Source organism: Ralstonia pickettii (assembly GCF_000607165.1).
Taxonomy (GTDB): Bacteria; Pseudomonadota; Gammaproteobacteria; order Burkholderiales; family Burkholderiaceae; genus Ralstonia; species Ralstonia holmesii.
In genome coordinates this window covers 216494-240441 of record NZ_JFZG01000003.1, presented here as the reverse complement: position 1 = coordinate 240441, position 23948 = coordinate 216494, and the positions used below count along the sequence as shown (strand labels likewise).

Sequence of the window (23948 nt, the reverse complement as noted above, 5' to 3'; positions counted from 1 at the left end):
GGCTGTCGGCAGACCTTACTGCAACATAAACGTCTCGTACTCCAGCCGATCCAGCTTCCGGTCCAGGATCACCAGGCTCGCCATCACGACCAAGAGCAGTGACACGGCAAATCCGTATCCGTACCAGGCCGGCCCGAGCTGCAACGTAATCCACGTCAACACGCCGTTGAGCGCAACGAACGCGGCCGTCAACGCCAGCACAACGCGGCGCCGGTCCAGGTAGAAGAAGATATTCACCACGCCCAGAAACACCACCTGCAAGCTGGCGGCAATGGTGTCGACATACAGCAGCGGCAGATACAGCTCGGAAATCTGCAACGCCCGCAGCACCGCAGCGCCCACGGCAAACAGGACCAGCGCGGCCATCGCCTGAATCTTCACGATCTCGTACAGGCCGGCGCGAATGGTCTGCACCATCGTGTTGCGCATGTCCTCGATGTGCTCAAGCGATGCCCCGCCACGCACGGCGTCATAGAAGGCGTCGTAGTACTCGACAAAGTCCGTCTCGATACGAACCAGGAACACGGCCATGCCGGGGATGATGCCGAGGTACGCCAGGAACACCGGAATGTCGTAGATGACCGAGGCGTGCAGCGGCCCGATCACCTGCTGCCCCGTGCCCGGTGCGTACCAGAACATGAACTTGTCGAGCCAGATGCCGAGGTTGTAGAGCAGCCCGATCAACATGAGCGACGGATACGCAAACCGCTTGTCGAACACCTCGAACGACAGGAAGCGCCGACCGCTGAAGTTGCGGTAGATGAGCGCGGCCATGCCGATCAGCAAGAAGAGCTGCCCCGTCACGAACCCCAGCAGCAGCCCTTCCAACCCGAACCGGTTAAACAGCAGCGCCAGCAGCACGGTGAGCGTGTAGCCGACCAGAAAGATCCACACGATCGCCTTGTACTGCTTCATGCCCGACAAGAAGATCACTGCGATCCAGATGTTGGCCATGACCACGAAACCGGCCAGCATCAGCAGCCGGTAGATGGCTGACTGCTGCGGAAACGCAAACACGATGACGAGCAGCCCAAGCCCGCCCGCGACCAGCGTCATCACGAGCGACACGGCGTGGTAGTTGGGCAGGATCAGGTCATCGCGCTTCTCGAACAGGCGGTCGGACGTAAAGCGCGTGAAGGCAAGCTGCAGCGGCCCCGTGAGGATCAGGCTGACCGCAATCAGGTAGGTGACCGACACCTGGAACTGCGTGATGAGCGAGCCGGGAATCACGAACGGCAGGCTCAGGATACCGATCAGCAGAATCCCGACGATGGAGAGAATCCACGGCCCGGAGCTGATGATGCCGGCGTAGGTGTACGCGCGCATCAGCCCGAGCAGGCTGTCGCGCTTGAGCATCTTGCGCAGCTCAAAACCAATGCCGGCCATCAGCGGGCTCCCTCATGGGGCTTGTTCTGCTGGGCGTGGTGCGGGCAGGCCGCGGCGGCGGCCTTCGCACCGTGCTCGGTACTCAGATCGGGCAACGTCTCCAGGCGCGTATACAGCTCGCGGTAGCTGCCGACCATCATCTCTTGCGTGTAATAGCGCTCGACGCGGGCAATGCCAGCAGCCTGGGCCGCATGCCAGCGCGTTTCATCGCGCAGCAGCGTGAGCACTTCGGCAGCCAGGGCAGCCGGGTCGGCAATGCGCACCACGGCGCCAGCCGCGCCCAGTGCCGCGTCTTCGCCCTCCAGGCCGAACAGCAGTTGCCGGCACGAACCCACATCCGTCGTGACTGACGGCACGCCCGCGGCAAACCCTTCCAGCACCACCAGCGGCAGCGCCTCACTGATGGAACTCAGCACCAGCACGCCCACTTTCGGCAGGATGTCGTCGATCTTCTGGAAGCCCAGGAACTTGATGCGGTCGCCCAGGCCGAGGCTTTCAGCCAGGCTGTGGCATTCCTGCGCGTATTCCGGATCTTCGTCTTCCGGGCCGGCAATCCAGCCTTCCGCATCGGGCATCTCGCGCGTGATGGTCAGCATGGCGCGAATGAACGTCTTCACGTCTTTGATCGGCACCACCCGGCCGATCAGGCACATCACGCGCGGTACGCTGGCTTGCCGCTTCTCGCGCAACGCAGCCAGGCGCGGCAGGTTGATGCCGTTGGGGATGCTGCGCGTCTTCTCGGCCGGCGCGCCGTCAATGACCTGGCGCTGCCGATTACCTTCATACAGCGCGACGATGTCTTCAGCCGCGTCATAGCAGACCCGGCCCATGGTTTCAAAAAAGCGCACCCACAGATCGCGGAAGTAGCTGATCTGCGCAATGTCCTTCTCGAAGATGCTGCGGTTGTCACGAATCCACTGGCTCTGGAACAGGTCGATCTTCCGTTCCTTGGTGTAGATACCGTGCTCGGACACCAGCAGCGGACGCCCTCGCCTGTAGCGCAGCAGCGCGCCCAGGAAGCCTGCATAGCCGGTCGAGATGGTGTGGAACACCTTCACCGGGATGAGGTTTTCGGCAATGCGCACGAGCTGCCACAGCGGCTTGTGCATGATGCGCACGGTCCAGAAGTAGTCCGTGAACGACGGGTCGGTGCAGTAGCGCCGGTAGTAGTCCGTCATCATGTCCCACGCGCGGTGGCTGTAGAGGAACTGTTCCTCGGCCAGCGGGCCATCGTCGCGCAGGTCGGCAATCGAGGCGCGGATCAACTCGGCCGTCTCTTCCTTGTTTGCCGGATTGCGCAGCGCATCGTGCAGCTTGCGCGAGCGCTCGAACGCTGCGGCATCGCCGCCGCTGGCCTGCACCAGTGGCGGCGGCGGAAAGTCGTACAGGTAGTGGCACTCCAGGTGCACCACGTTGTCGGGAATGGCGTAGACGGGCTTGCCGTAATCCTCACGGCGGCTGCCGATGAAGACGATGGCAAAGCGGATGTCCGGAAACGCCCGGATCATCTGGTTGACCCAGCTCGACACCCCGCCGCTCACGTAGGGAAAGGTCCCTTCGAGCAGCAGCGCAACGTCGGCGGACTGGGCGCGCGGAAAGTGGTCGTTGCTCATGATGTCCAGTAGCGCAACAGCGGGCGCAGCAACGGCAGCGGAGAACGGCTGGAGAACTGCGCCAGCGCCGCACGCGCGCCGGCATAGTCGCGGCGCAGGTAGCAGGCTTCGGCCAGCGGGGGCAGCAGGCGGTCACGCTGGAAGCCGAGGGATTCAGCGCGGCGCAGATGGGACTCGGCCACATCGGGCTCGCGGCGCGACAGTGCAAGGCGGCCGCGCATGTACCACAGCGCGGCGTTGTCGGGCTGGATGTCGAGCGCGGCGCTGGCGTAGCGCTCGACCTGCTCGGCGGTGTAGCGGTACACGTCGCCCTGCACGAGGTTCTGGTAGATCAGTTCCCAATACAGGTCGGCCAGGCGCTTGTTGATGTCGTAGCGCGCCTCGGGCGTGGTGGCTTCTTCCAGGCGCGGCAGCTCGGCCAGGATCTTTTGCGTGAGCACCTTCTCGGCGTTGTCGAGCATGCCGTAGGCCAGCAGGCGGATATCGTCCACCGGATCGGCCAGCAGGTCGCGCAGCACGGGGCTGGCAGTGCGCGTGGGCATCGACTGCATGGCCACCAGTGCGGTCATGCGGCTTTGTACCGGTGCGCGCTCATTGCTGAGTTGCGCACGCAGCCGCGCTCCGCCGCCATGCGTCACGCGTGAGATCAAATGCGCCACGAACACCGGCAGCCCAACATCGGCGATGTCCTTGTCGTCTTCGGGCTTGGGAAACAGCTTGGCGAGCAGCAGGCTGCCCAGCACCAGCAGGACGCCCGCCACCGGCACAAAAAAGCACAGCGCCGTCAGGTAGCCATACGTCCACACGAACGGCACGCGATAACGGCGCGGCAGCAAGCGCCACGCAGCCAGGCCGATCAGTGCGGCGGCGGTGCCCTGCAGCATCAGGCACGACAGCAGCAGCGCAAGGCTGTTGCCAGCATGCAGTGCCATCACCACTGCCGCGATCTGCGCCGAGATGCCGCCGAGCGTGAGCTTAAACATGGTCAATCCGCAGCATGGCCTGGCCGCCCCTATGCATCGAGATGGCAGCGCGCGAGGAAGCGCTGCAGCGCTTCGCCCGGATGCTCGCCGGTCACATGCAACGTCTGCACGCTGATGTGCCCGCCCTCGAAATCCACGCCAAACTGCGCGCGCAGGCTGTCTTCAATGCGCACCAGATAGGCCGACACGGCACCCGCGCCCGACAGCGGCATCAGCGTGATGATGGCGCGGCGGTTCTTGCCGCTTGACTGCCAGACAACGTCGAGCGCACGGCGGCTGCGCACCACGCTCTCGAACAGCGCATCGCTGGTCTCGTCCTGATCGAAGATGAGCGCCACCACCGACGAATCGATACCGGTATCGCGATGCAGGCGTGCCAGCCGGCCGAGATCGAGCGCGAACTCGTACGGCGCGTCGGGCACGAGATCCAGGATCTCGGAGCTGACGGTGAGATGGCGCACGCCGTCGGCGTAGTAGCCAAGCAGCACGAGCAGGAACTGCAGGTTCTCGTACGACAGCGAGAGGAACGGCATCTGATGTACGACCACCAGGCCGATCAGCTCATCCGCCCCCGAGAGCACCGGCGCGCACGCCACGTAGCGCGAGCCGTCTTCGGGGTTGTTCACATTCCGCAGCTCGGGCGCCTGCGGGTGGCCCAGCGTGTGGGTGTCGATGCAATGGCGGATCAACGGATCATCGGCAACGATGTCGAACGGCGTGCCCACGCGGGCCACCGGTTCGGTGTCGACGCGGTTGCCCGTCACGCGCACCATGGCCGCCACTTCCAGTTGGCAGGCCTGCGCCGTCCATTGCAGGAAGGGCTCGGCGCCGGGCAGTTGCGCCACGTCAGGCTGGTTGTCACCCAGGCCGTGTTCACGTGCGGCCAGCGCGATATTGCGCAACTGCGTGAGCGTGTCGCGCAGCGTGGTCGGCTTGGCCAGCAGGTCGTTTTCCAGGCGCTCGTGCGAGAGGCGCAGCAGGAAGTGGTTTTTGGTGAGCGCCGCCAGCCGGTCGTTCAGGTAACCGTTGACGGTGCGGGCACGCGACAACCGCGCGCCCCAGATATCGCCGTACTGCCCGCCGACCAACACAAGCATCAGCCCGCCCAGGAAGTACATGCGCGGGAAGCTGCCGGCCTGGGCCGTCTGTCCGTAGAACACGGCCCAGGCGCCCAGCACCACCAGCGCGGCAAGCGCGCCGAGCAGCGTGCCGTAGCGCAGCGCCAGGATGAGCGGCACCAGCCAGATCCACGGAAAGCCGTAGCCGAGCAGCAGCGGGTTGTCCGGCGCGAACAGCCAGACGACGCCAATGGCCACCACCACCGTACCCAGCGTTTCCAGCACAGCGCTCGGGCTGGACACGGCGGGCGCAATCATGCGCCCATACCAAGTCGACGCGCCAATCCCCTGCGCGTTGCGCCGGCGCTCAGTTCTTCCACCCTGGCCGCGCCCATCGGCGGCGGCGCGGCCGGCCGATTGAGCGGAACCTGCCGACTCGGTCTTCATCAGCCCCGGCCCAGCGGCGAGAGCAGCTCGCGCAGCAGCTTCTGCGCCACCGCCGACACGGCATCGCGGCTCCAGCCGGTGCGGCTACCGGCCGCGCTCCAGATCACGTTGCCGGTCTGCACGTCAATCACTTGCAGCGTGATGCCGACCGCGGGCTCGCCATCCACACCGACCTTGTAGCGCCATTCATCCACGGCGCCGGTCAGGGCATAGCGGGCCTTCTCGCCACGTGCCCAATCCAGTGCGCGCGCCACGGCCTCGCGCTCGGCGGGCTCGAACAGCGACTCGCTGTTCAGGTTGGCTGGTTACTGCTTGAGGTTGGAGAAGCCGCGCGCCTTGAGGATGCTGGCCGCAATCGTCTCCGCACGCAGGCCGGCCTGCGGCGTTTCGGTGTAGTTGGCGATGGGCAGGACCACCCACGCATCAGACGCGCTGGTTGCCGGCGCACGCGCGCTGTCGACCACCGCGCAGGCGGACAACACAAGCGCCGCACCAACGCCCGCTGCCACGGCCAGCCAGCGCCGGCGGCCGGCATGCATCTTGTTGATCAAGGGTGTCATCGCGTTCTCCCTGGAGTCTTCCGTTGTGTGCTTCATCTCGTTCTTTCCCCGTTGCTTTTTTCTTGCTTGTCAGTAGAGCCAGCGGTAGCGCAGGCCGATCTCTGTCAGCGGCGATGTCCCCGCGCGCGTAATCGACTGGTGCTCGATGTACAGCGCCAGATGGTCGTTGCCAAACACGCTGCCTGCCACGCCAAGCTGGGCCTGCACGCCCCACCCTTCGCGGTTGTCATGCAGCATGCCCGCATCCATAAAGGGCCGCCAGGCGCGCGTGTAGCGGTCCAGATAATCCGTGCCGAAACCAAACAGCATGCCGAACTGGTTGAACGAGCGCGGCATGATCTGGTCAACGTCCGGCGCGGCACCCGAAGGAAGCAGGCGAGCCATCAATGGGCTGACCGTGCCCGTCGCGTTGTAGCGTGCGACGGTACCAACCACGCGGATCGTGTAGTCCGGATATTCCACCCGGAAGCGGTGCCCGATTTCGCCATCGAACACCATGCCGCTGCCCAGGAACGAGCGGTCCTGCCCGTAGAAGCGGTCGCCTTCCACGCGGGCGCGCACGTACTCGTTTTGCGTCAGGCGCCAGTTGTTGCCAATCGAGAACAGATCCTTCACGCCGCCCACACGCAGTTGCGGCGTTTCATTGGCCGGCTGGTTGCGACCGATCGAAAGCTCCGTGCCCACCGGCCCGACCTGCCCCAGCAGGCCGTCCAGCCGGAAGGCGTAAAGCGAGCCCAGCCCCTGGCGCCAACCCACCGTGCCCTTCCACTGCGTGTTCTGCGTCTGGTACTGCGAGATCCAATCCACCTGCCGATCCTGCGCAGGCACGCCGGTCAACTGCGTATCGTCGGTCGAGCGCTGGTTCCGCTGGGTGGCGCGCACGAGCATGCTGTAGTGATCGGTCAGGCGGATACCGGCGGCAGCGCTGCTCTCGAAGTACGTCAGCGGCGCCTGCTTGAACCACGTCTCGCGCGGCTCCAGCGCCTGTGCATTGGTCAGCAGCGTCTCCTGCACACGTTCGTGCAGTTGCTCGTCATCGGGTGCGGTGGTCAGCCCTTCAAACGACAGACGCTGCGCCTCACCGAGGCGGTCCGTCATCACGTTGGCATCGATGCGGTTGTAGAGCGGAATGCGGTCAGGCGTATCGTCAAGCAGCCGGTTGAGCGTCTGCAGATCGTGCTCGGCCAGGGCAATGGAGATCTCGGCATAGGCCGGGCGCGTCATGCGGCGCGTGTACTGCTGCAGCAACCACGCGCGCGCCAGATCATTCGCCTCCCGCGAGAGCGCCCAGCCCAGCGCCGCTTCCTTGGCCACGGCGGAAACGAGCTGATCGCTCACGCGGGCCTGCTTGCGTTTGTCGGTGGGGGTCTGCGGCGGCTCCGGCGGCAACGTGTCGATATCGCCCAGCTCGGACTTAGCCATCGCCGAGCGGCCACCTTCGCGGGCCTGCTTCGTCGCGCGGCGATCATCGCGCAGCAGCTCGATCAACAGACGCTGCGCCAAGTCGCCAGACCCGAATGTTTGAGCCAGTGAGACGCGCCGGGCACGCAATTCGGTGCGCGCATCTTCTTCCAGCGGCGCCGCATCGCCATCCCCCACCGTGACGCGCGTGCCTACACGGCGGCCAATTGGCAGCTTGGTCTTGTCGCTGCCTGGCGTATCTTCAGCGCGCCACAGCAACCACCACGCCTCGCGGCGCAGCGCCCAGGCAGCATCGGCCTGACCGGCCATTTCGCGTGCATCGGCATAGGCCAGCAACCAGAGCGGATCGGTCTGCATCGACTTGCCCTGGCGGCCCAGGAAGCGCAGCGCCAGGTTGGCGTCAAACAACTGCAGGCCGGCGGCAGCGTAGGCACCCCAGTACGCGGAATCGTTTTCGGCCTCGCTACGCCAAAGCGCCAATGCGCGCTTGAGCTCGGCGTTCTGTCCGGAATCCAGCAGGCCCCACAGGAAGGCCGCCTTCACATCGCTGCCCGCATCCGGCAGCGAGACTGCGCGCCGCAGGTCACGCATGGCGGCATCCCACTGGCCGCTCTGGCGGAAATACTCGGCCCGCGCGCCCAGCACGCCGGCGGATTGCTCGGCCGCTTTGCGCTGTTCTGGTGTGAGCGAGGCCAGCAACCCGTCGATGCGGCGGAAGGCGCGCGCACGCGTGTAGTAGTAGATGGCCTGCTGCAGGTGAACCATCGTGCCATCTTTGCGGAAAGCGAGTTCGGCCAGACGGCCAGCATCGATGGGGCTGGCGTCGTAGAAATCGATCATCGTTGTCAGATCGTCTGGCTCAGCCTTGCCGCCGATCAGCAACTGCCGATACGCCTCACGCGACAGATCATCACGCTGGTTCAGGCGCGCGAGCTGGGCGAAAGTCCGCCAATACAGGTCATCGGTTGGCAAGGCCGCCTTGTCTGCAGCCTGCATGGCGGCAAGCGCCTGCGCAAACTGCCCGCGCACGTACAGGATGTTCGCCAGCTTGAGCGCGTACTGCGCGTTGGGGCCGAACTCCTTTTGCAGACGCACGTAGGTGTCGTAAGCCTGATCGTCTTTGCCGGCGCGCTCGGCCAGATTGGCATAGCGCTCCAGCACCACCTGACGATGCGACCCGTGCGCGATGCTGTTCAGATACGCCAGCCCTTCCACGGGTTCGCCCAGACGCTCGTACGCCGCGATGACCTGGTCGAGCAACTTCATGTCGCCCGGGGTGCGGCTTGCCTGGTAGCGCAGCCCGGCCAGATAGGCGTGGTCTTCGTGGAGCGCAGGCGCCAGACGCAGCACATGCTGCCAGGCCGCATCGTCCCCCGTGGATTGCGCGTACGCGAGCCAGTAGTTCAACGCCGCCATCGGTTGGCGGTTCCACTCGGCCACCTGCGCGGCACGTTCGGTCCAGATTTTCAGATCGGGGCGTTGACGCACGGCGGCCTCGGCCACGCGCATGGCGTCGTTCAGATTGCCGCTGCCCATGAAAACCTGGAATGCGAGATCGTAGTCTTCCGCATTGAACGGGGCGATCCCGCGTGCGATGGCCTGTGCGCCCGACGGTTGTGAGGACGAAGCCGCATCGTCAGCCTTGCTCTGCTTATCCGCCACCGGGCGAATGCGCGCAGTGTGGCGCTGCCGACGCGCCAGGCCTTCTGGGCCATCCATGAACACCAGGTCTGCAGGGCTTGGCAGCGGTTCCGGCCGGCCGGCGAATGCCCAGTCATGCCGGGCGACACCGGAGGCCAAGGCAATGCCCTCGCCCGCCTGATGCCACGACAGCCGCAGCAGGCGCCGCGCGTATTGGTCTGCCAGATCCGGCCGGTTACATGCCATCGCCAGGCGCGTGAGAAAGCGCAGCGTTTCGGTATCGTCGATCAGCGGGCCAACACGGCGTTGCGCTTCTGTCATGGCGTCGTCGAGCAGGTTGCCAGCCTGCAGGGCCTTCAACCCGGCGATGAAGTAGCGGCGCTGTTCGTCGAGCGACTTGGCGGTGGCCTGCGCGGCAAAGTTGGCGGCGGCAGCGGCGCGGTATTCGCCCACGCCCAGCGCAATCTCAGCAGTACGCGCCTGCCATTGCGCGGCGCGCGCCACGTCCTGTTTAGCCAGGCGTTGATAGAACTGGATGGCAATCGCGCCCTGATCCAAGGCACGCGACTTGGCGGCGAGAATCTCCAGCTCGGCCGCAGTCCAGCGATAGTCCAGCGCCTGCTTGAGCAGACCACGCAGGTCGACCAGCATGGCGGCGCGCTGCGGATCCTTCGGTTGCAGCGCGTAGGCGCGTTGCTCTCGGATGGCGATATCAAGCAGCAGCGCTTCACGGTCGAGCGTCTTGTCGCGCAGCGCGCGCATGCGAGCGACCATGGCTTCGGCTTCTGCCAGGCGGCCCGTGCGCACGTACTGGGCAGCCAGCACGCTCAAGAACTCGCCGTCGTTCGGGCGCACGCGCAGCCAGGCTTCCAGGTAGGCCACCGACAGCGCATCGACCTTACCGCCCTCCAGCAGGCGAGCCTCCAAACGTTCGCGGGGAAACATCAAGGCGAGCGCCAGCCCGATCAGCGCACCCAGGGTACCGATCAGCCAGGCTGGCAGCAGCCGTTCACGCGGAGTCAGGTCAGCAGACCACATCGATACGTTGGTAGGTCACGGTTTGCGCAGCAGCTCCTGTCAGATCAACGCGCACGGTGTTGTCTTGTGCGCGGGCCGTGCGCGCTGGGTTGCCGTTGACCTTCACGCGGCAAGCACCTGCGTTGGCCAGACGAACAAACGGCTTGTAATAGCCGCCCGCCTCGAAACTCAACTCATTACCGTTTCGTGCGAAATTGCGTACAAAGGCAGCGGCTTCTGCAATGTACGCTGGCTTGGCCGACTCCGCCTCAGGTGCGAGCGTAAAGCGTGCGGCGCCGTCATCAAGATGGATATAGATACCGCCGGCCGCCTTGTCATACCCAACCACCCCCTGCGCATCCGCCAGGCGCGGCGTACCGCGCGCCATCCAGCGCAGTTCGCGCAGATCGCCATCACCGCGCACCACCCAGGTGTTGCCGTCACCGACTTCTCGGGCGATGGCCATGTTGCGGAAGTCCAGCACCTTGACCACATATTCGGTCGAATAGATCGGGAACACGGGCTGCGACAACGCGTAGTCATAGACCTTCTTCAAGGCCTTGAGTGACGCAAGCTTGGTGCCCGAATACATGTGGTAGTAGATGTTGATCGGCTTGAAGCGATACGGAGTGTCCGTCAACTGCAGCGTTTCAATCAGGCGATCGAAACCATAGAACGGCCCGGTCCAATCGTTTGTGTAGACGTTCTCGTTCTGGTTTGGCGCAAACACTTGGTAAGCCCCTGGGCCCTTGTCGATGCCCAGCGGTGCAATCTCCGTCCACGATGGCGAGCTGCGTGTGATGGTGGTATCGCCGCCGTTCAGATTGAGAACGCCCGCGTCCCAGGCCATGCGCACGGCAATCTCGGGCGGCTGGCAGTCGCCCGACCACTGCAGGAGCTTCACGCGCTTGCCGGGCGGGGCCAGGCGCTCGTTGATGTAGTTGATGGAGCCCGCTATCTCGCGGTCGAGGCTGAACTTGTAGCCCGGAATGGACAGCGTGAATGCGGTGTCGCCACCGCCCTTGTCCGCACCCGGGCCTTCCTTGGCCCGATCAGCGGCCGCGCCGGGCACGGTGCGGCTCCAATCGAACGGGTGCGAATAGGTATGCGTGCCCAGTTCAACGTACGGCAGCGCGAACATCTGGCGCGCAATCGTTTCCAGACGCGGCGTCAGCTTGGGGTAAAGGCCGCTTGCGCCCACCTCGCCCTCGATGACCGACAGCGTTGTCGGGATGCGGTACTTCTCCCACACGTCCTGCAGCAGCACCTCGCCGGAATATTCGGGGCCGGGAAACTCGGCGCGCGAGGCAAAGCCGTCGCCATCCACATGCACGAGCATGAGTCGGCGGCCGTTTTCAGAGGTCACGTCGGGGATCGGCATGTCTGGCAGCGCCAGTGCGCGGCGCAGGAACTCGATCGGCTGGACAACCCAACGCGCCTGCTCAACGGTGTCCATGGAGAACACCGCGTACGGATTCAGTACGTAGCCGCCCCAATCGGTAATGGCAGCGGCATCAAACTCAAAGTTGCCCGACTTCAGCCGCAGCAGCGACTGCCCGTTCGCGCTCACCTGAATCGGCTGGGCTTCGCGGCGCTCCGGTTGCGGCGCCATCTCAAAACCCATCATCTTGTCTTGCGACACCACCGACAGCGGCCCGCTGGCACGCCCACGCACAAGGTGCAGCTTGAACATGTCGGCCATGCTGCCATCCACCGGCAGGCCAAACTGGTTCAGGAAGGCGATGTGCACGCCGTCATGAATACGTTGCCGCACCCACGACGACAGCGCCGCCACCTGCTTGACCGGACTGGTGTTCACCCACACCACCACGCCGGCGTAGCTGTCGGGTGGTACTGAAGCGGGCAGCGGCTTGTTGATGTCGGCGTACTCGACGTCGTAGCCGAGAAAGTTGAGTGGCGTGGCCACGAAGCGCACGCCCTCGCTGGTGTCAATGGTGGTACGCGGGTCGCGGTCCTGCAGGATCAACACCTTGCGCGGCAACACCTCGATGCGCCCCACGCCAATGGTCGACAGGTCTGGATCGGTCACGTAGGGCACCACGCCCTGCGCCTTGATACGTTTGGCCGTTTCGCGTGCGCAGGCACGGTCGGTGGGCGGGCAGTAATCGATGGCGATGACGGGCAGGTGGTAATCGTCGCGAATCTTGCGTACATGGCCCATCAGCCATTCGCGGTCCGCGTCGCTCACTTCCTTGTACTGCTTGCTGCCCTGGTCCCAGCCGCGATACAGCGATTCAAACGCCACCGCATACGCCTGGTCGTGCACCTGCGGCAGGATCTCAAACCCGCGGTTGAAGATCAGCTTGGCGTCCGGATAGCGCGCCTTGATCGCGCGAATCACACGCACCATGCCGGCTTCCTGCGCCGCTCGCGAGGCGTCGTCCTTGGCCACCAACTGATACGAGTCGAGCGTATCGAGAAAGAAGCCACGGTAGCCCTTCTCCCACAGCGGCTTGATGACGTGATCGACATAAAACGCCGGCCACTCGGGCTGGGCCTGATCCACCACGCGCGAGGCCCACGCCGCATTGCGGCCCAACAGCCAGGCCTTGGGCAAGTCCTTGTACCAACTGCGCTGGGGCGTGACCTCGCCCACGCTCACGTAGGCGTACCACTGCGTCTTGGGCGTCTTGAACTGCGATGGATCGAACCCGTGGTCTGGCTCCACAACGACCGCGTCGAAGGCGCGCAACTGCGCCACGGGCGGCTTGTCGCCGTAGAACCACGCGATGTTCGGCGCGTTAACCGGAACTGAAGCTGTTACCCCTGACGCACCGGAGCCGGTGGTGGCAGGCGCTTGTTGAGCAAGCGTCACACAAGGCATCGATACGGCGGCTGCGACAAAAAGCCCAGCCAACCGTGCGATCGTCCCCGCCGTATTCCCCCGTTTCCCCCCGGTGCGCCGCTGTAAACGGCTGAGAACCCACATGAACTGGCACTCCGCTATGCAACTATGTGCATCAATTAGGCCGATCTGCGCCGGCACTGAAGATCGGCGCCTGTGATGACGCCGTCCGGAACCGCTGTTTTTCTTCACGGCTGCCGCCCGCAAACGCAGGCCCCGCAAGGCATACCGAGACAATGTGTCCGAAGGTGAAGTATCGCCGATGGCGTGGGTACACGGCAAACCACATTTTGGATGGCCGTCTATCCTCCTCGGACATAAACAATTGTTTGAGATCACCCGCGCACGCCGTGGTTTGACAAAGCGATCGGGGCTGCACCATGATCATTCGAAGCCACATTCCACGCGACCGTGCAGTTGTCGCTGCGCAACGACGCGACTTGCCGCGACGGCCCCCGCCACCATGTCCGCCCTCATCCTTGCCCTGCTGATCCTGATCAGCGCCTTTTTTTCTGCTTCCGAAATCGCCCTCACGGCCTCGCGGCGCACGCGCCTGCAAACCCTGGCAGACGACGGGGACACCCGCGCCTTGCGCGTGCTGCAACTCAAGGACATGCCCGGCAACTTCTTCACCGTGGTGCAGATCGGGGTGAATGCGGTGGCCATCCTGGCCGGTGTCATCGGCGACAGCCAGATCTCGGGGCCGTTGGCCGCGTGGTTGAGTGACTGGCTGCCGGCCGCCCGCGCTGAACGGATCGGCAGCATCGTTGGCTTCATCATCGTGACGGGGCTATTCATTCTTTTTGCCGACCTGCTGCCCAAGCGCCTGGCCGTGCTTTACCCCGAGCGCTGCGCGATGTCGATCATCGGCCCGATGCACTCGTGCCTGCGCGCGCTGAGGCCGGTGGTGTGGCTGTTCAATGGGGCAGCCGACATGTTCCTCAAGCTGTTTGGTGTGCCGACGCACCGTGTCGACCAGATCACCACCGAAGACATCGCCGCCATGGTGGGCGCAGGTGCGCAAGCCGGCGTGCTGCGCAAGCACGAACTGGCCATGATCGAAAACGTGTTCGAGCTGGAATCACGCACGATCACCTCAGTGATGACCGTGCGCGACGAGGTGATCTACTTCACGGTGGACGAACCGGTGGAGTCGATCAAGATGAAGATCATTGCGCAGCCGCACGCGGAATACCTCGTCTGCCGCGAAGACATCGACTCGGTGCTCGGCTTCATCGCGTCCAAGGACATCCTGCAGCAGATCCTGTCGGAGGAGTCGTCCGCCGTGATCCGCAACATCAGCAAACATTACGACAAGAATCTGCTGGTGCTGCCCGACACGCTCAACCTGTCGCAGGCGCTCACGCGCTTTCGCGAGATGCACGAGCGCTTTGGCGCGGTGGTCAACGAATACGGGCTGGTGGTGGGTGTGGTGACACTCGACGACATTGTCGGCGCGGTGATGGGCGACATCCTGTACCTGGGCGAAGACGAGCAGATCGTGCGCCGCGATGACGGCTCATGCCTGATCGACGGTGTCACGCCGCTGGGCGACGTCAAACGCGCCTTCGACCTCGACGACCTGCCCGGCGAACACCACGTCGAAACCCTCGCCGGGCTAGTCATCTACGCGCTCAAGCGCATTCCCAAGAAGAGCGAAACCGTCGACATCGGGCCACTGCATATTGAAGTGCTCGATATCGACAACCACCGGATCGATCAGTTGCTGGTTTCGCGGCGCATCGATCCGCCGGCAGGGGCCGCGCCCTCGGCGTCGTGAGCGGCAAAGACTTCCTTGGCGGCAAACATACCGTTGAGCGCCGCCGGAAAGCCCGCGTATAGCGCCATCTGCAGGATCGTCTCGGTGATCTCCGTGCGCGTGAGCCCGACGTTGAGCCCCGCCGCAATGTGCACCTTCAACTGCGGTGCCGCGTTGCCCAGCGCCGTGAGCGCGGCAATGGTGGCGATCTCGCGCTCGCGCAGCGTCAGGCCCGGGCGGCAGTAAACATCCCCAAACCCGAATTCGACGATGTAGCGGCCGAGGTCGGGCGAGATGTCGGCCATGGCCTCGACCACGCGTTCGCCAGCCACATCATCGACTTCCTTCAGCTTTTGCCAGCCGCGTGCGTAACGGTCGTCCTGCAGGTTGGCGTGGTTTGCGGCTTGTGCTGTGTGCGTGTTCGGTGTCATGCGCGTCCTCGTTCGGTTGGCGTTTCGGCTGGTGTTTCGATTTGGAAGATGAGGAAGCGGAGCCTGACGCGTTTTCCACGGCTGCAATCCGAGCCCGGATGCCGTCGTAGACGACGAGTTTGACGCGCAGCACGGCCAGCGTTTCGGCCCGTGCGCGCAGCTCCGCTTCCAGCGCCGCGGCATGCGATTCCAGCAGGCGTTGGCGCGCCGACACACTCTCCAGACTATCGCCCTGCCGCCGCAGCGCAGCGTACTCCTGCATCTGCGCGATCGGCATGCCGGTATCGCGCAGGCGCAGCAGGAACTCAAGCCACCTCATGTCTTCGGTGCGGAAGACACGATGGCCGTTATCGCGTCGCTGCACGCTGTCGAGCAGGCCGATGCGCTCGTAATAGCGCAGCGTATGCGTCGACAGGCCGCTGGCTTCTGCAACTTGGGCGATGGTCAGGAATGTGGTCATGAACGGAGCTTAGAAGTTAGAGCGCACTCTAAGTCAAGCGACTTTAACGTGAATCTTTTCGGCTCGCACAAAACAAAGCGCCGGCCCCTTCTCGGAGGCCGGCGCTTTGGTGTGCAGAAAATCGACGGGCTACAGCAGATCAGCCGCCCACGCCGTACGCGCTCTTGTCCTGATGCTTCGGACGATGGTCGCGTTTCTTTTTCTTCTTCTGAAGTTGCGTTGCCTTTTCGCCTGCGGCAGGTGCCGACGCGGCGGGTGCCGGCGCGGCCGTGGCAGGTGCCGGAGCTGCTGCAGGTGCGGATGCCTGCGCAAACGCGCCGGCGCTGAAGACTGTAGCCACGAGGGCGGCCAGAAGCTTGTTCATCGTGTTGTCCTTATAGAAGAGACTGGTTTGTGGCGCTACCGGTATCGGATGGAGCGTGACCCAATGCGCTCCCACGCCCGCGATGCAATGCGCGGCCTGACATCGAAATGGCCCACGCATCACCACGCAGTGTGGTGTACGCGTCAGCGGTTGTCCACCCGACGCCTGACGGTACGCCGATGCGCAGGGCCTGGCCTTGATGTGTCTCAACCCATCGCAACAGACATTGGACGCAGCGAACCTACCTTGTTACGCGCGCTTACACCGTCGGCAGAACGCTTACAAACGGCGGTCAGCCCGCTCTCACTGTGAGACGTTTTTGGAGGCATGGATCGCAAATGGGACGAGATCCATGTATCTGGAGTCCCAATATCCCGCTTGTATCTGTTTAAGGAGTCTCACATGAAAGTCGCTCAATCCCTGGCCGCTCTGATCGTTGCTGGTGCCTTCGCAGCCCCCGTGTTCGCAGCTGGCACCGCGTCCGCACCGGCCGCGGCACCTGCACCGGCTGCGACCGCTGCAGCGACGACCACCGATGCCGCTTCGGCACCGAAGGCTGAAGCCAAGCACGAGAAGAAGCGCACCCACAAGAAGGCCCACAAGGCTGCAGCCAAGTCGGAAGCCAAGACCGACGCTGCTTCGGCACCGAAGGCCGCTGCGCCCGCCAAGCAATAAGGCAGCCGCGCCATGAAGAACGCCGGGCACTCCCGGCGTTTTTTATTTGGATGAGCAAAGTTGAGCATCGGGGCGCGATCTCGCGTTGTGGGTGAGCATGATCTCTTCTACGATCCACGCGTGTCTCCCCGCCCGGTCCGGCTTGCATGGCGGGGCAGGGTTATTTGTCTATCGCCCCCTGCGACTCATCTCACGCATGCTCCCAAAGACCAAGAAACCGATCACGCTGCCCTTCGCCGCGCTAGCAACCCTTGCAACCCTGCCGCTGTTCGCCGGCGCTCAAACCATTCCCTTGCCCGACGTGCTGGCAGCCGAACAGGCGCTAAGCGCCGGCAAGCCCATGACAGCAACCATCGATCTGACGCGCTGCAAGGGCGACACCAACACCACGCCTGCTGGACAGACGCGCGGCGGTCTCACGGTCAATGCGTACCGGATCCAGCCGGACCACACCCTCAGCTTCGCCGACACCCATTTCACCGTCGGCCGTGATGGTGCGCCCATCACACAATTCCTGCGCTACACCATCACGGCCGATGGCACCGCGCGCTTTGCCTCGTACATCTTCGCCATGCCCGCCTACACGCTGCAAAGCCAGGTCTCGTACACGTGCAAGCTGGGAGACGGCGTCAAGCTGTTTGTGCGGTTCTGAGCGTGCGGCAATCGAAACCGTCATCGTTGGACGCAAAGTAGTCAGCGCCCGCCTAGCGTCGGGTCACGCCACCCTACCAAGCGGATAACGCTGGCAGGGTGGCCATCCGCCCCGCCGAGTGCCCCCTTGCAGCGTCATCCGGCATTCCGGCGGTTCCACTAGAATGACGTGCTCGCCGTTTCCTTCGCTCACACTCCTTTCGAATTTCTGCTCTCTCATGCCGCTGTCTTCGCGCGCCCTGCCCCGCTTTGCGTTCTTCCTTCTGATGACCATCGGCGCATTGAGCAGCACCGCCCAGGCCCAGACCGTACCCGCCGCCAGCACAGAAAGCAGCGCAAAAAACAGCGCCGAAGCCGGCGACTGGAGCATTGCTGTGGGCCCGGCGATCTACGTGTCGCCCAAGTATCCGGGCGCGAAATCGAGCTTCGTGTTTCCGTGGATCGATCAGGAGATCGAGTACAAGCGCCGGTTCTTTTCCAAGGGGATGGACTTTGCCGGCGTGTACCTCGCCAACAACGACACGTGGCAGGTGGGCGGCAACTTTCAGTTCGACCCGACGTGGCGCCATGCGCATGACGACGCGCGCCTGAGTGGTCTGGGCAACGTCAATGCCACGGTGCGCGCAAAGGCGTTCGCGCAGTACACGGTGTCGTTCCTCACCCTGTCCACCGATGCGGAGCAGGACATCCTCGGTAACCGCCAGGGGTTGATCGCCAATGCCGATGTCTACGCAAGCGCGCCGGTCGGCCGCTGGCTGTTCAGCCTTGGCACCGGCGTGTCGTGGACGAACGGTCAGTACATGCGTACGTTCTTTGGCGTGGACGATGGGCAAAGCGCCCGTTCGGGCCTGCCGGTATTTGCCACGCATGCGGGGCTGCGCGACATCCACTTCAACGCCATCGTCACCTGCAAGCTCGATGACCGGTGGACGGCCAATGGCTCGCTCACGGTTGCGCGGTTGCACGGAGATGCCGCCGACAGCCCGATCACGCAGCGTCGCCAACAGACCACGGCCATGGCCTCGCTTACGTACCGGTTCCGCTGACATCGCGCCCAAGATCGGGCGCCGCGATGTGCGCAATCGCTTGCGCAGGCAGGTGACGTTTTCCTCGCAAACCTGTGCACGCGAGGCAATCTGCCTATGAGACCAGAACTTGGCCCGCGCGCCTCTCAGCCAAACGGACCATGCTTCCTTTTCACAACAGGCATGCACGTGGACTAGCGCAATCGCCCCGCTTTTTTTGCTAGTCTGTTTGGCAAGCGGCGATCACTTCCGATCAATGCGCGGGCAGTAAACGGTGTCTTCCCACCGGCGGCGGACACCGCAAGACAGGAGGGCTTGACCATGTTGCGGTGGATTGCAAACTGGGCCTTGAGCCACGCACCCTCTCCCGAGAAGCAGGCCGAACGCGCGCTAAGCGAATTGCGCATGGAGCTGTACCAGGCAGAGCAGCGCGTGATGGATGCACAAATGCACGCGGACTATTACCGCGCCCGTCTCACATTCCTGGAAGACGTCGTCAAGAAGGGCATCGAGCGCGTCTCCGACCAGCGCAAGGGCAAGCAGGAAAGCGCCCACGCATTGCGCGCCGGTCTCAAGTTCACGGCCGAGCTGTGGCGCGAATCTCAATCGCGCGACTCGCACATGCTCAAGCGCCGCACCGCAATGTCCTTCATCGACCCGCACGACGCACAGGTCGACGACTCGCACGCGCCGAAGATCCACCACTTCTCGAAGATCCCAGTGGATTCGCCGTTCGACGACAACGTGAGTGCCCTGCCCTCCAAGCACGCCGCGGCGGAGAAAGCGTAGCGCGTGAACTGGCCGGAGCGGCCAGCCCGCACGGCCAGTGCGTCAGGTACGTCGACACGTTCGGCTCTGTGTGCAGGCGGTGGCGCCTACGGTGCCACCATCGAGACGCCGTATTGCGCAAAGATGCGCTGCAGCTCGCCGCTGGCGCGCAGTGCATTGAGCGCGCTCTCTAGCGCCTGCGCCAGTTCGCGCTGATCCGCCTTGACGGCCATGCCGATTGCCCAGCCGCGTGCGGGCAGCAGCGGCGACTGCAGCTCGGTCGCCACAAAGCGTGTGGCAGATTGATTCTGCGTCTTCAGCGCGCTTTCATATTGCGCCCGCGTCACCATTGCCGCGGCAATCTGGCCGGAGAACAGCGCATGCAGGACCTCGTTGGCCTCCGGATAAATCTTCACCTTGTCGCGCAGGGCGCCGTTGGCGCTGGAAAGCAGCGCGCTCGCACCGCCCGATCCCTGCTCGGCGCCAGTCGCCTGGCCGGCGAGGTCTTCGAAACGGCTGACCCTGTGGACGCGCTCGCTGTCGTACACCAGCACGTAGCCTTCGCGAAGGTACGGCGCGAAGATCAGCACCTGGCCATTCTGGCGTATGAAATTCGGGTCGACCGGCACATGCAGCATCACATCGGCTGGGCCGTACCCCAGGTAATGCCCCTTCCAGACCATGTTGCGCAGGTCGCCCGACATGCCGTCGTCATCCGCATCAAAGGGAAGCAACGACGCCGACAGCCCCATCTGCTTGCCGAGCGCATTGGCAAGCGCCACGTCGATGCCGCTGAATTGCCCCCCGACGTTATCGGAGAACGGCGGTAGACCCTTGTACAGGGCGACCTTCAGGGCGCCGCTCTGGCGGATCTTCGCCATGTCGGCGTGTGCCGGCGCGGCGCTCGCCACCATGGCTGCCGCGGCAAGCAGGAGGCTGGCAAGGCGGCGAAAAACTCCAGCCGCGGCCAACCGAGAACGGGCGTTCATGAGACATCTCCAGGCGGAAAAAATGAGCGAGCCGACGCACACGAAGGCAGGGACAGCACCGGCTCGCAAAGCTGCCAGCTGTGGCTGGCCGACCTACTACTCCTGTACGCGGCGCGATTCCAGATACGTCTTGATCGACCAGACCGCTTCCTGGGTCAGCACGCCTTCGAACGGCGGCATGTAGACACGGCCGTCGCGCGTGCGGCCGTGGCGGACGGTGGCTGTGAAGTATTGCGACACCTCTCCGTAGCAAGCCTCCTTCTTCTTGGCGTCGGCCAGCGACATGCAATCGGTGTCGAGCTTGCGCAGGTCGGGCGCGATCCCGCCGGAGATGGCCTCCAGCCCATGGCAGCGCGCGCAGTTCTGATTGAACCCGGAGGAGCCGATCCGCAGCGCTTCGTCATGTGCGGGCCCCGTCCTGTATGGATTGTCCTGACGCCAATCGGCGCCGAGTTGCGGTAAGGTGTGTGTGTCTACGGCCTGCGGCGTGACATCGCCGTGAGCGGATGCGGCTGCGGGCAATCCCCCGGCCAGAAGTGCGCAGGCAGAAAGCAGCGCGAGCGAGTTGCGAGGCGTTTTCAAGAGTGTCTCCTTGTTGTCGTTGAAACGATTTTTGGAGGCATTTCTGCAAGAGCCATACCAAGTCGAAAATCTGCCGGGAGACACGGCCAACGTGCGCCAAACGCTCCGGATACCGGATGCATCGGTTGGCAAAGGTGCTCAGGAATGCAACACCCTGGCAAGGGTCTTGCTTCATAGCGCAACACTTCCGGTTCGCACCCTGGTTAAATGAGGCGATCCGGGCGACCCGCACATAGATTGCGGGCGAGGTTTTAGGAGACACACCATGACCCCTCACGCGGCAGCCGACCCGCGCGCTTCCGAGAACGCCCCGGCCACGCTCGGCGACGCCCCGAACGATCAGCCCGAACTGATCGCGCAGTCGCACGAGCGATCCAAGTCCTACGGCCTGCGACCCTATGAATCGCCCGATTTCTGCCCGGTGCTGCACAACGAGCTGAAGACCGAGATCGAGCGCAGCCAATCGCTGTTCACGCACGCGCTGCCCGTGATGGAGACGCTCTACAGCCAGATCGTCAACACGCAAAGCATGGTGATCCTGACGGACACCTCGGGCCTGATCCTGCATTCGATGGGAGACGACGATTTCCTGGCCCAGGCCAGCAAGGTGGCCCTGCAGCCGGGCGCGCTGTGGTCGGAGGCGAGCCGTGGCACCAACGCCATCGGCACGGCGCTCGCCGATGGCAAACCCACGCTGGTCCACGGCTCCGAGCACTACTTGCAAGCCAACCAGTTCCTCACCTGCTCGTGTGCGCCGATCTTCGATCCGTATGGCGCCACCGTGGGTGCGCTCGACGTGACGGGTGACCATCGCGGCTTCCACAAGCACACCATGGCGCTGGTGCGCATGTCGGCGCAGATGATCGAGAACCAGTTGTTCGCCAACACGTTCCAGGACGTGGTGTGCATCCACTTCCACTCGCGTCCGGAATTCATCGGCACGCTGGTCGAGGGCATTGCGGCCTTTACGCCGGCGGGGCGTTTCCTGTCGGCCAACCGCAGCGGCGAATTCCAGCTTGGCCTGTCGATCCGCGCGCTGCATGCACATACCTTTTCGTCGCTGTTCGGGCTGTCGATGTCGCAGTTGATCGACCGGGAACGCAGCGCAGCGGCAGGCGTCATGCAGTTGCAACTGCCCAGCGGTGTGAAGGTGTTTGCGCGCGTCGAATGGAAGCGGCCGGCCAACCGCATGGTGGGCGGCGCGATTGGCGCCGATCTCTCGATCGACCGCGACACGGCACCGCGCAGGGCCTACATCGAGCCATCCCGGCAGCCGGCGAGCCTGGAGGCGCTGGATACCGGCGACGCGCAGATCCAGACCGTGATCGGCAAGCTGCGCAAGGTCATCGGCAAGGACATCCCTGTCATGGTCCTGGGCGAAACCGGCACCGGCAAGGAACTGCTTGCGCGCGCCATCCACGCCGACAGCCCGCGCCATGCCGGTCCCTTCATCGCCGTGAATTGCGCGTCGATTCCGGAAGCGCTCATTGAATCTGAACTGTTCGGCTACGAAGAAGGTGCCTTTACCGGCGCGCGCAAGAAGGGCGGCATCGGCAAGATGGTGCTGGCCAACGGCGGCACGCTCTTCCTCGACGAGATCGGCGACATGCCGCTGCACCTGCAGGCCCGGCTGCTGCGCGCCCTGCAAGAGCGTGCGGTCTCGCCGCTGGGCAGCAACAAGCTCATCCAGGTGGATGTGGCGGTCGTATGCGCGACCCACCGCAACATGCGCGAGATGGTCGCCAGCGGGCAGTTCCGCGAAGACCTCTACTACCGCCTGAACGGTCTGGTCGTGCGCCTGCCGGCATTGCGCGAGCGCACCGACCTGGACGTGGTGGCCGACAAGCTGCTGAAGCTTGAACAGGCCGACGCGCCCCCCATCAGCGAAGCCGTGATGCAGATGTTCCGCAGCTACCACTGGCCCGGCAACATCCGCCAGCTCGGCAACCTGCTGCGCACCGCCCGGCTGATGGCCGAAGGCGCGCCGGAAATCACCGAAGACCATCTGCCCGACGATTTTCTTGAAGACTGGCAGGCGCGCCATGGCGACCAGCCGGCTGCGGACAATGCGCCGGCGCCGGCAGCAGCCGTGCCGCCGGTCACGCATCAAGCCGTTGGCGGCCCCCAGCCCAAGCGGCTTGCCGATGTGGAATGCATGACCATCATGGCGGCCGTGAAGGCGCACAACGGCAATATCTCGGCCGCTGCGAAGGCGCTCGGCATTTCGCGCAACACGATCTACCGCAGGATTGACGAGGCCGGCGGCTTGCCCTCAGACACCGACTGACCACGCCGACGCACGGATGGCGGCGCCCAGCGCTTTCGCCATCTCCCCCACCGCCAGGTGCCCGCCCGGCACCCAGACCAACCGCGCATGCGGTATCGCTGCAGACAACAGCAGCGCATTCCGGGGGCGGCAAACGTTGTCTTCCCGCCCATGCAGCAGCGTCACCGGCAATCCCCTCGCGCCGATACGCGCAGCCGCCCGCAGCAACGCCGATTTCCCGAGCCCCGCCCGCCGATACAGGTAATGCGCCTGCAACCGGTACTTGCGCACCAGGGCCATGCGCTGTTGCCAGGTTTGGCGACGTGCCTGCGGCTGCAGACCCAACAAACGATGTTCCGCGCGCTGCCACGCCCTGGCGATGTTCAATTTCTGAACAGTTGTCCCAAGCTGCAACATGTCTGTTGCAACGTAAAGGCGACCACGGGCCGCGGGAAAACCCTCGCCTCGCCCGTCGATGCTTTGCAAGAGATCACGGCCGGCGCCGCGCGCGTTAAACAGCGCCTGCACATCGTCGAAACCGGTCAGGAAAGCGCCGCGCAGTACCAGCGCCGATACGGCATCGGGAAAGCGATCGGCGTAGGCCAGTGCCAGCGCTGCGCCCCATGAGCCGCCAACCACGCCCCAGCGCTCAATGCCAAGTGCGACGCGCAGTTGCTCAAGATCGGCCAGCAGCGCCGTCACCGTATTGCGCCGTAGTGTGCCGGCCGGTCGTGACCGCCCCGCGCCGCGCTGGTCCGGCAGCACGGCGCGATGCAGCAGTGGATCGAACCACGCGGCCATCGAGGGCGCGCAACCGCTGCCCGGGCCGCCGTGCAGCACCAGCCACGGCTCACCGCTGTCGCGGCCGCATTGGCGCACATGCAGGCAATGGCCGTCCGGTGTGCGCAGATTGATGCGGGCAGACGTGGTTGGCCAGTCGGAAGTGGGCATGGATGTTGCCTTGATGACGATGCGGCTGTGTTCG

At 64.4% G+C, this 23948-nt stretch carries 18 protein-coding genes and 1 pseudogene; 6 read left to right on the top strand and 13 right to left on the bottom strand.

Translation table 11 applies throughout. The features are described from left to right. Positions 1–15: 15 nt before the first annotated feature. The 7 genes and pseudogenes from pelG to BG83_RS0101760 all read right to left on the bottom strand — a co-directional run bounded on the left by pelG (position 16) and on the right by BG83_RS0101760 (position 12972). On the bottom strand, positions 16–1386 hold the full coding sequence (gene pelG, locus BG83_RS0101790; protein WP_024975115.1) for an exopolysaccharide Pel transporter PelG: 1371 nt from the start codon (positions 1384–1386) through the stop codon (positions 16–18). Beyond that, a complete protein-coding gene (gene pelF / locus BG83_RS0101785) occupies positions 1386–2999 on the bottom strand; it encodes a GT4 family glycosyltransferase PelF (protein ID WP_024975114.1) in 1614 nt (537 codons plus the stop codon). The genes pelG and pelF overlap by 1 nt, the downstream gene beginning before the upstream one ends. Next, the gene (locus BG83_RS0101780) at positions 2996–3982 is read right to left on the bottom strand and encodes a tetratricopeptide repeat protein (protein WP_024975113.1); all 987 of its coding nucleotides are present in this window, start codon (positions 3980–3982) and stop codon (positions 2996–2998) included. The genes pelF and BG83_RS0101780 overlap by 4 nt, the downstream gene beginning before the upstream one ends. Before the next feature lie 29 nt (positions 3983–4011). After that, a complete protein-coding gene (locus tag BG83_RS0101775; protein ID WP_024975112.1) occupies positions 4012–5487 on the bottom strand; it encodes a PelD GGDEF domain-containing protein in 1476 nt (491 codons plus the stop codon). Further along, positions 5487–6047, bottom strand: a pseudogene (locus BG83_RS27550) (penicillin-binding protein activator LpoB). Before BG83_RS27550 ends, BG83_RS0101775 begins: the two are co-directional and overlap by 1 nt. A 69-nt stretch (positions 6048–6116) precedes the next feature. After that, positions 6117–10148 carry a tetratricopeptide repeat protein gene (locus BG83_RS0101765; protein ID WP_024975111.1) on the bottom strand — a complete coding sequence of 1344 codons (4032 nt, stop codon included), beginning with the start codon at positions 10146–10148 and terminating at the stop codon, positions 6117–6119. Further along, positions 10135–12972, bottom strand: a complete 2838-nt coding sequence (locus BG83_RS0101760) for a bifunctional glycoside hydrolase 114/ polysaccharide deacetylase family protein (protein WP_051541433.1) — start codon at positions 12970–12972, stop codon at positions 10135–10137. Before BG83_RS0101760 ends, BG83_RS0101765 begins: the two co-directional genes overlap by 14 nt. A 484-nt stretch (positions 12973–13456) precedes the next feature. Between BG83_RS0101760 and BG83_RS0101755 the strand changes: the two genes are divergently transcribed. Continuing rightward, positions 13457–14773, top strand: coding sequence for a hemolysin family protein (locus BG83_RS0101755; protein WP_024975109.1), 1317 nt, complete (start codon positions 13457–13459; stop codon positions 14771–14773). On the opposite strand, the gene BG83_RS27545 is transcribed toward BG83_RS0101755, so the two are convergent. The 3 genes from BG83_RS27545 to BG83_RS0101740 form a co-directional block, all read right to left on the bottom strand. Further along, positions 14713–15183 carry a carboxymuconolactone decarboxylase family protein gene (locus BG83_RS27545; RefSeq protein WP_037031488.1) on the bottom strand — a complete coding sequence of 157 codons (471 nt, stop codon included), beginning with the start codon at positions 15181–15183 and terminating at the stop codon, positions 14713–14715. The two genes, BG83_RS0101755 and BG83_RS27545, sit on opposite strands and share 61 nt — an antisense overlap. Continuing rightward, positions 15086–15643, bottom strand: a complete 558-nt coding sequence (locus BG83_RS0101745) for a MerR family transcriptional regulator (protein ID WP_024975107.1) — start codon at positions 15641–15643, stop codon at positions 15086–15088. Before BG83_RS0101745 ends, BG83_RS27545 begins: the two co-directional genes overlap by 98 nt. A gap of 139 nt (positions 15644–15782) precedes the next feature. After that, entirely contained in the window at positions 15783–16007 is a 225-nt protein-coding gene (locus BG83_RS0101740) for a hypothetical protein (RefSeq protein WP_024975106.1), read from the bottom strand. Positions 16008–16409: 402 nt separating this feature from the next. Here BG83_RS0101740 and BG83_RS0101735 point away from each other — a divergent pair, with 402 nt between their 5' ends. The 4 genes from BG83_RS0101735 (at position 16410) to BG83_RS0101720 (ending at position 19147) form a co-directional block, all read left to right on the top strand. Further along, positions 16410–16682 (top strand): hypothetical protein, encoded by a 273-nt coding sequence (locus BG83_RS0101735; RefSeq protein WP_024975105.1) that lies wholly within the window; start codon positions 16410–16412, stop codon positions 16680–16682. Positions 16683–16878: 196 nt separating this feature from the next. After that, the gene (locus BG83_RS0101730; RefSeq protein ID WP_024975104.1) at positions 16879–17334 is read left to right on the top strand and encodes a VirK family protein; all 456 of its coding nucleotides are present in this window, start codon (positions 16879–16881) and stop codon (positions 17332–17334) included. A gap of 217 nt (positions 17335–17551) precedes the next feature. After that, positions 17552–18379, top strand: a complete 828-nt coding sequence (locus BG83_RS0101725) for a MipA/OmpV family protein (protein WP_024975103.1) — start codon at positions 17552–17554, stop codon at positions 18377–18379. Between the two features lie 300 nt (positions 18380–18679). Then, complete coding sequence (locus BG83_RS0101720; RefSeq protein WP_024975102.1) at positions 18680–19147, top strand: hypothetical protein; 468 nt, start codon at positions 18680–18682, stop codon at positions 19145–19147. Positions 19148–19233: 86 nt separating this feature from the next. Here the strand turns inward: BG83_RS0101720 and BG83_RS0101715 are convergent, their stop codons facing one another. Beyond that, entirely contained in the window at positions 19234–20115 is an 882-nt protein-coding gene (locus tag BG83_RS0101715; protein ID WP_024975101.1) for a substrate-binding periplasmic protein, read from the bottom strand. A gap of 96 nt (positions 20116–20211) precedes the next feature. Beyond that, positions 20212–20697 (bottom strand): cytochrome c-550 PedF, encoded by a 486-nt coding sequence (gene pedF, locus BG83_RS0101710; RefSeq protein ID WP_024975100.1) that lies wholly within the window; start codon positions 20695–20697, stop codon positions 20212–20214. 265 nt (positions 20698–20962) lie between these two features. On the opposite strand from pedF, the gene BG83_RS0101705 reads away from it, so the two are divergent. After that, positions 20963–22984, top strand: coding sequence for a sigma-54-dependent Fis family transcriptional regulator (locus tag BG83_RS0101705; protein ID WP_024975099.1), 2022 nt, complete (start codon positions 20963–20965; stop codon positions 22982–22984). Here BG83_RS0101705 and BG83_RS0101700 read toward each other — a convergent pair. Then, positions 22970–23914: an alpha/beta fold hydrolase gene (locus tag BG83_RS0101700; RefSeq protein WP_024975098.1), complete on the bottom strand. Its 945-nt coding sequence runs from the start codon at positions 23912–23914 to the stop codon at positions 22970–22972. The genes BG83_RS0101705 and BG83_RS0101700 overlap by 15 nt on opposite strands. Positions 23915–23948: the final 34 nt, after the last annotated feature.

Coding starts and splice junctions, on each gene's coding strand:
- BG83_RS0101775 (WP_024975112.1), bottom strand. CDS start 5,487: ATGAAGACCGAGTCGGCAGGTTCCGCTCAATCGGCCGGCCGCGCCGCC.
- BG83_RS0101760 (WP_051541433.1), bottom strand. CDS start 12,972: ATGCCTTGTGTGACGCTTGCTCAACAAGCGCCTGCCACCACCGGCTCC.
- BG83_RS0101735 (WP_024975105.1), top strand. CDS start 16,410: ATGAAAGTCGCTCAATCCCTGGCCGCTCTGATCGTTGCTGGTGCCTTC.
- pelF (WP_024975114.1), bottom strand. CDS start 2,999: ATGAGCAACGACCACTTTCCGCGCGCCCAGTCCGCCGACGTTGCGCTG.
- BG83_RS0101755 (WP_024975109.1), top strand. CDS start 13,457: ATGTCCGCCCTCATCCTTGCCCTGCTGATCCTGATCAGCGCCTTTTTT.
- BG83_RS0101715 (WP_024975101.1), bottom strand. CDS start 20,115: ATGAACGCCCGTTCTCGGTTGGCCGCGGCTGGAGTTTTTCGCCGCCTT.
- BG83_RS0101765 (WP_024975111.1), bottom strand. CDS start 10,148: ATGTGGTCTGCTGACCTGACTCCGCGTGAACGGCTGCTGCCAGCCTGG.
- BG83_RS0101700 (WP_024975098.1), bottom strand. CDS start 23,914: ATGCCCACTTCCGACTGGCCAACCACGTCTGCCCGCATCAATCTGCGC.
- BG83_RS0101740 (WP_024975106.1), bottom strand. CDS start 16,007: ATGAACAAGCTTCTGGCCGCCCTCGTGGCTACAGTCTTCAGCGCCGGC.
- BG83_RS0101725 (WP_024975103.1), top strand. CDS start 17,552: ATGCCGCTGTCTTCGCGCGCCCTGCCCCGCTTTGCGTTCTTCCTTCTG.
- BG83_RS0101720 (WP_024975102.1), top strand. CDS start 18,680: ATGTTGCGGTGGATTGCAAACTGGGCCTTGAGCCACGCACCCTCTCCC.
- BG83_RS0101705 (WP_024975099.1), top strand. CDS start 20,963: ATGACCCCTCACGCGGCAGCCGACCCGCGCGCTTCCGAGAACGCCCCG.
- pelG (WP_024975115.1), bottom strand. CDS start 1,386: ATGGCCGGCATTGGTTTTGAGCTGCGCAAGATGCTCAAGCGCGACAGC.
- BG83_RS0101730 (WP_024975104.1), top strand. CDS start 16,879: ATGCTCCCAAAGACCAAGAAACCGATCACGCTGCCCTTCGCCGCGCTA.
- BG83_RS27545 (WP_037031488.1), bottom strand. CDS start 15,183: ATGACACCGAACACGCACACAGCACAAGCCGCAAACCACGCCAACCTG.
- BG83_RS0101780 (WP_024975113.1), bottom strand. CDS start 3,982: ATGTTTAAGCTCACGCTCGGCGGCATCTCGGCGCAGATCGCGGCAGTG.
- BG83_RS0101745 (WP_024975107.1), bottom strand. CDS start 15,643: ATGACCACATTCCTGACCATCGCCCAAGTTGCAGAAGCCAGCGGCCTG.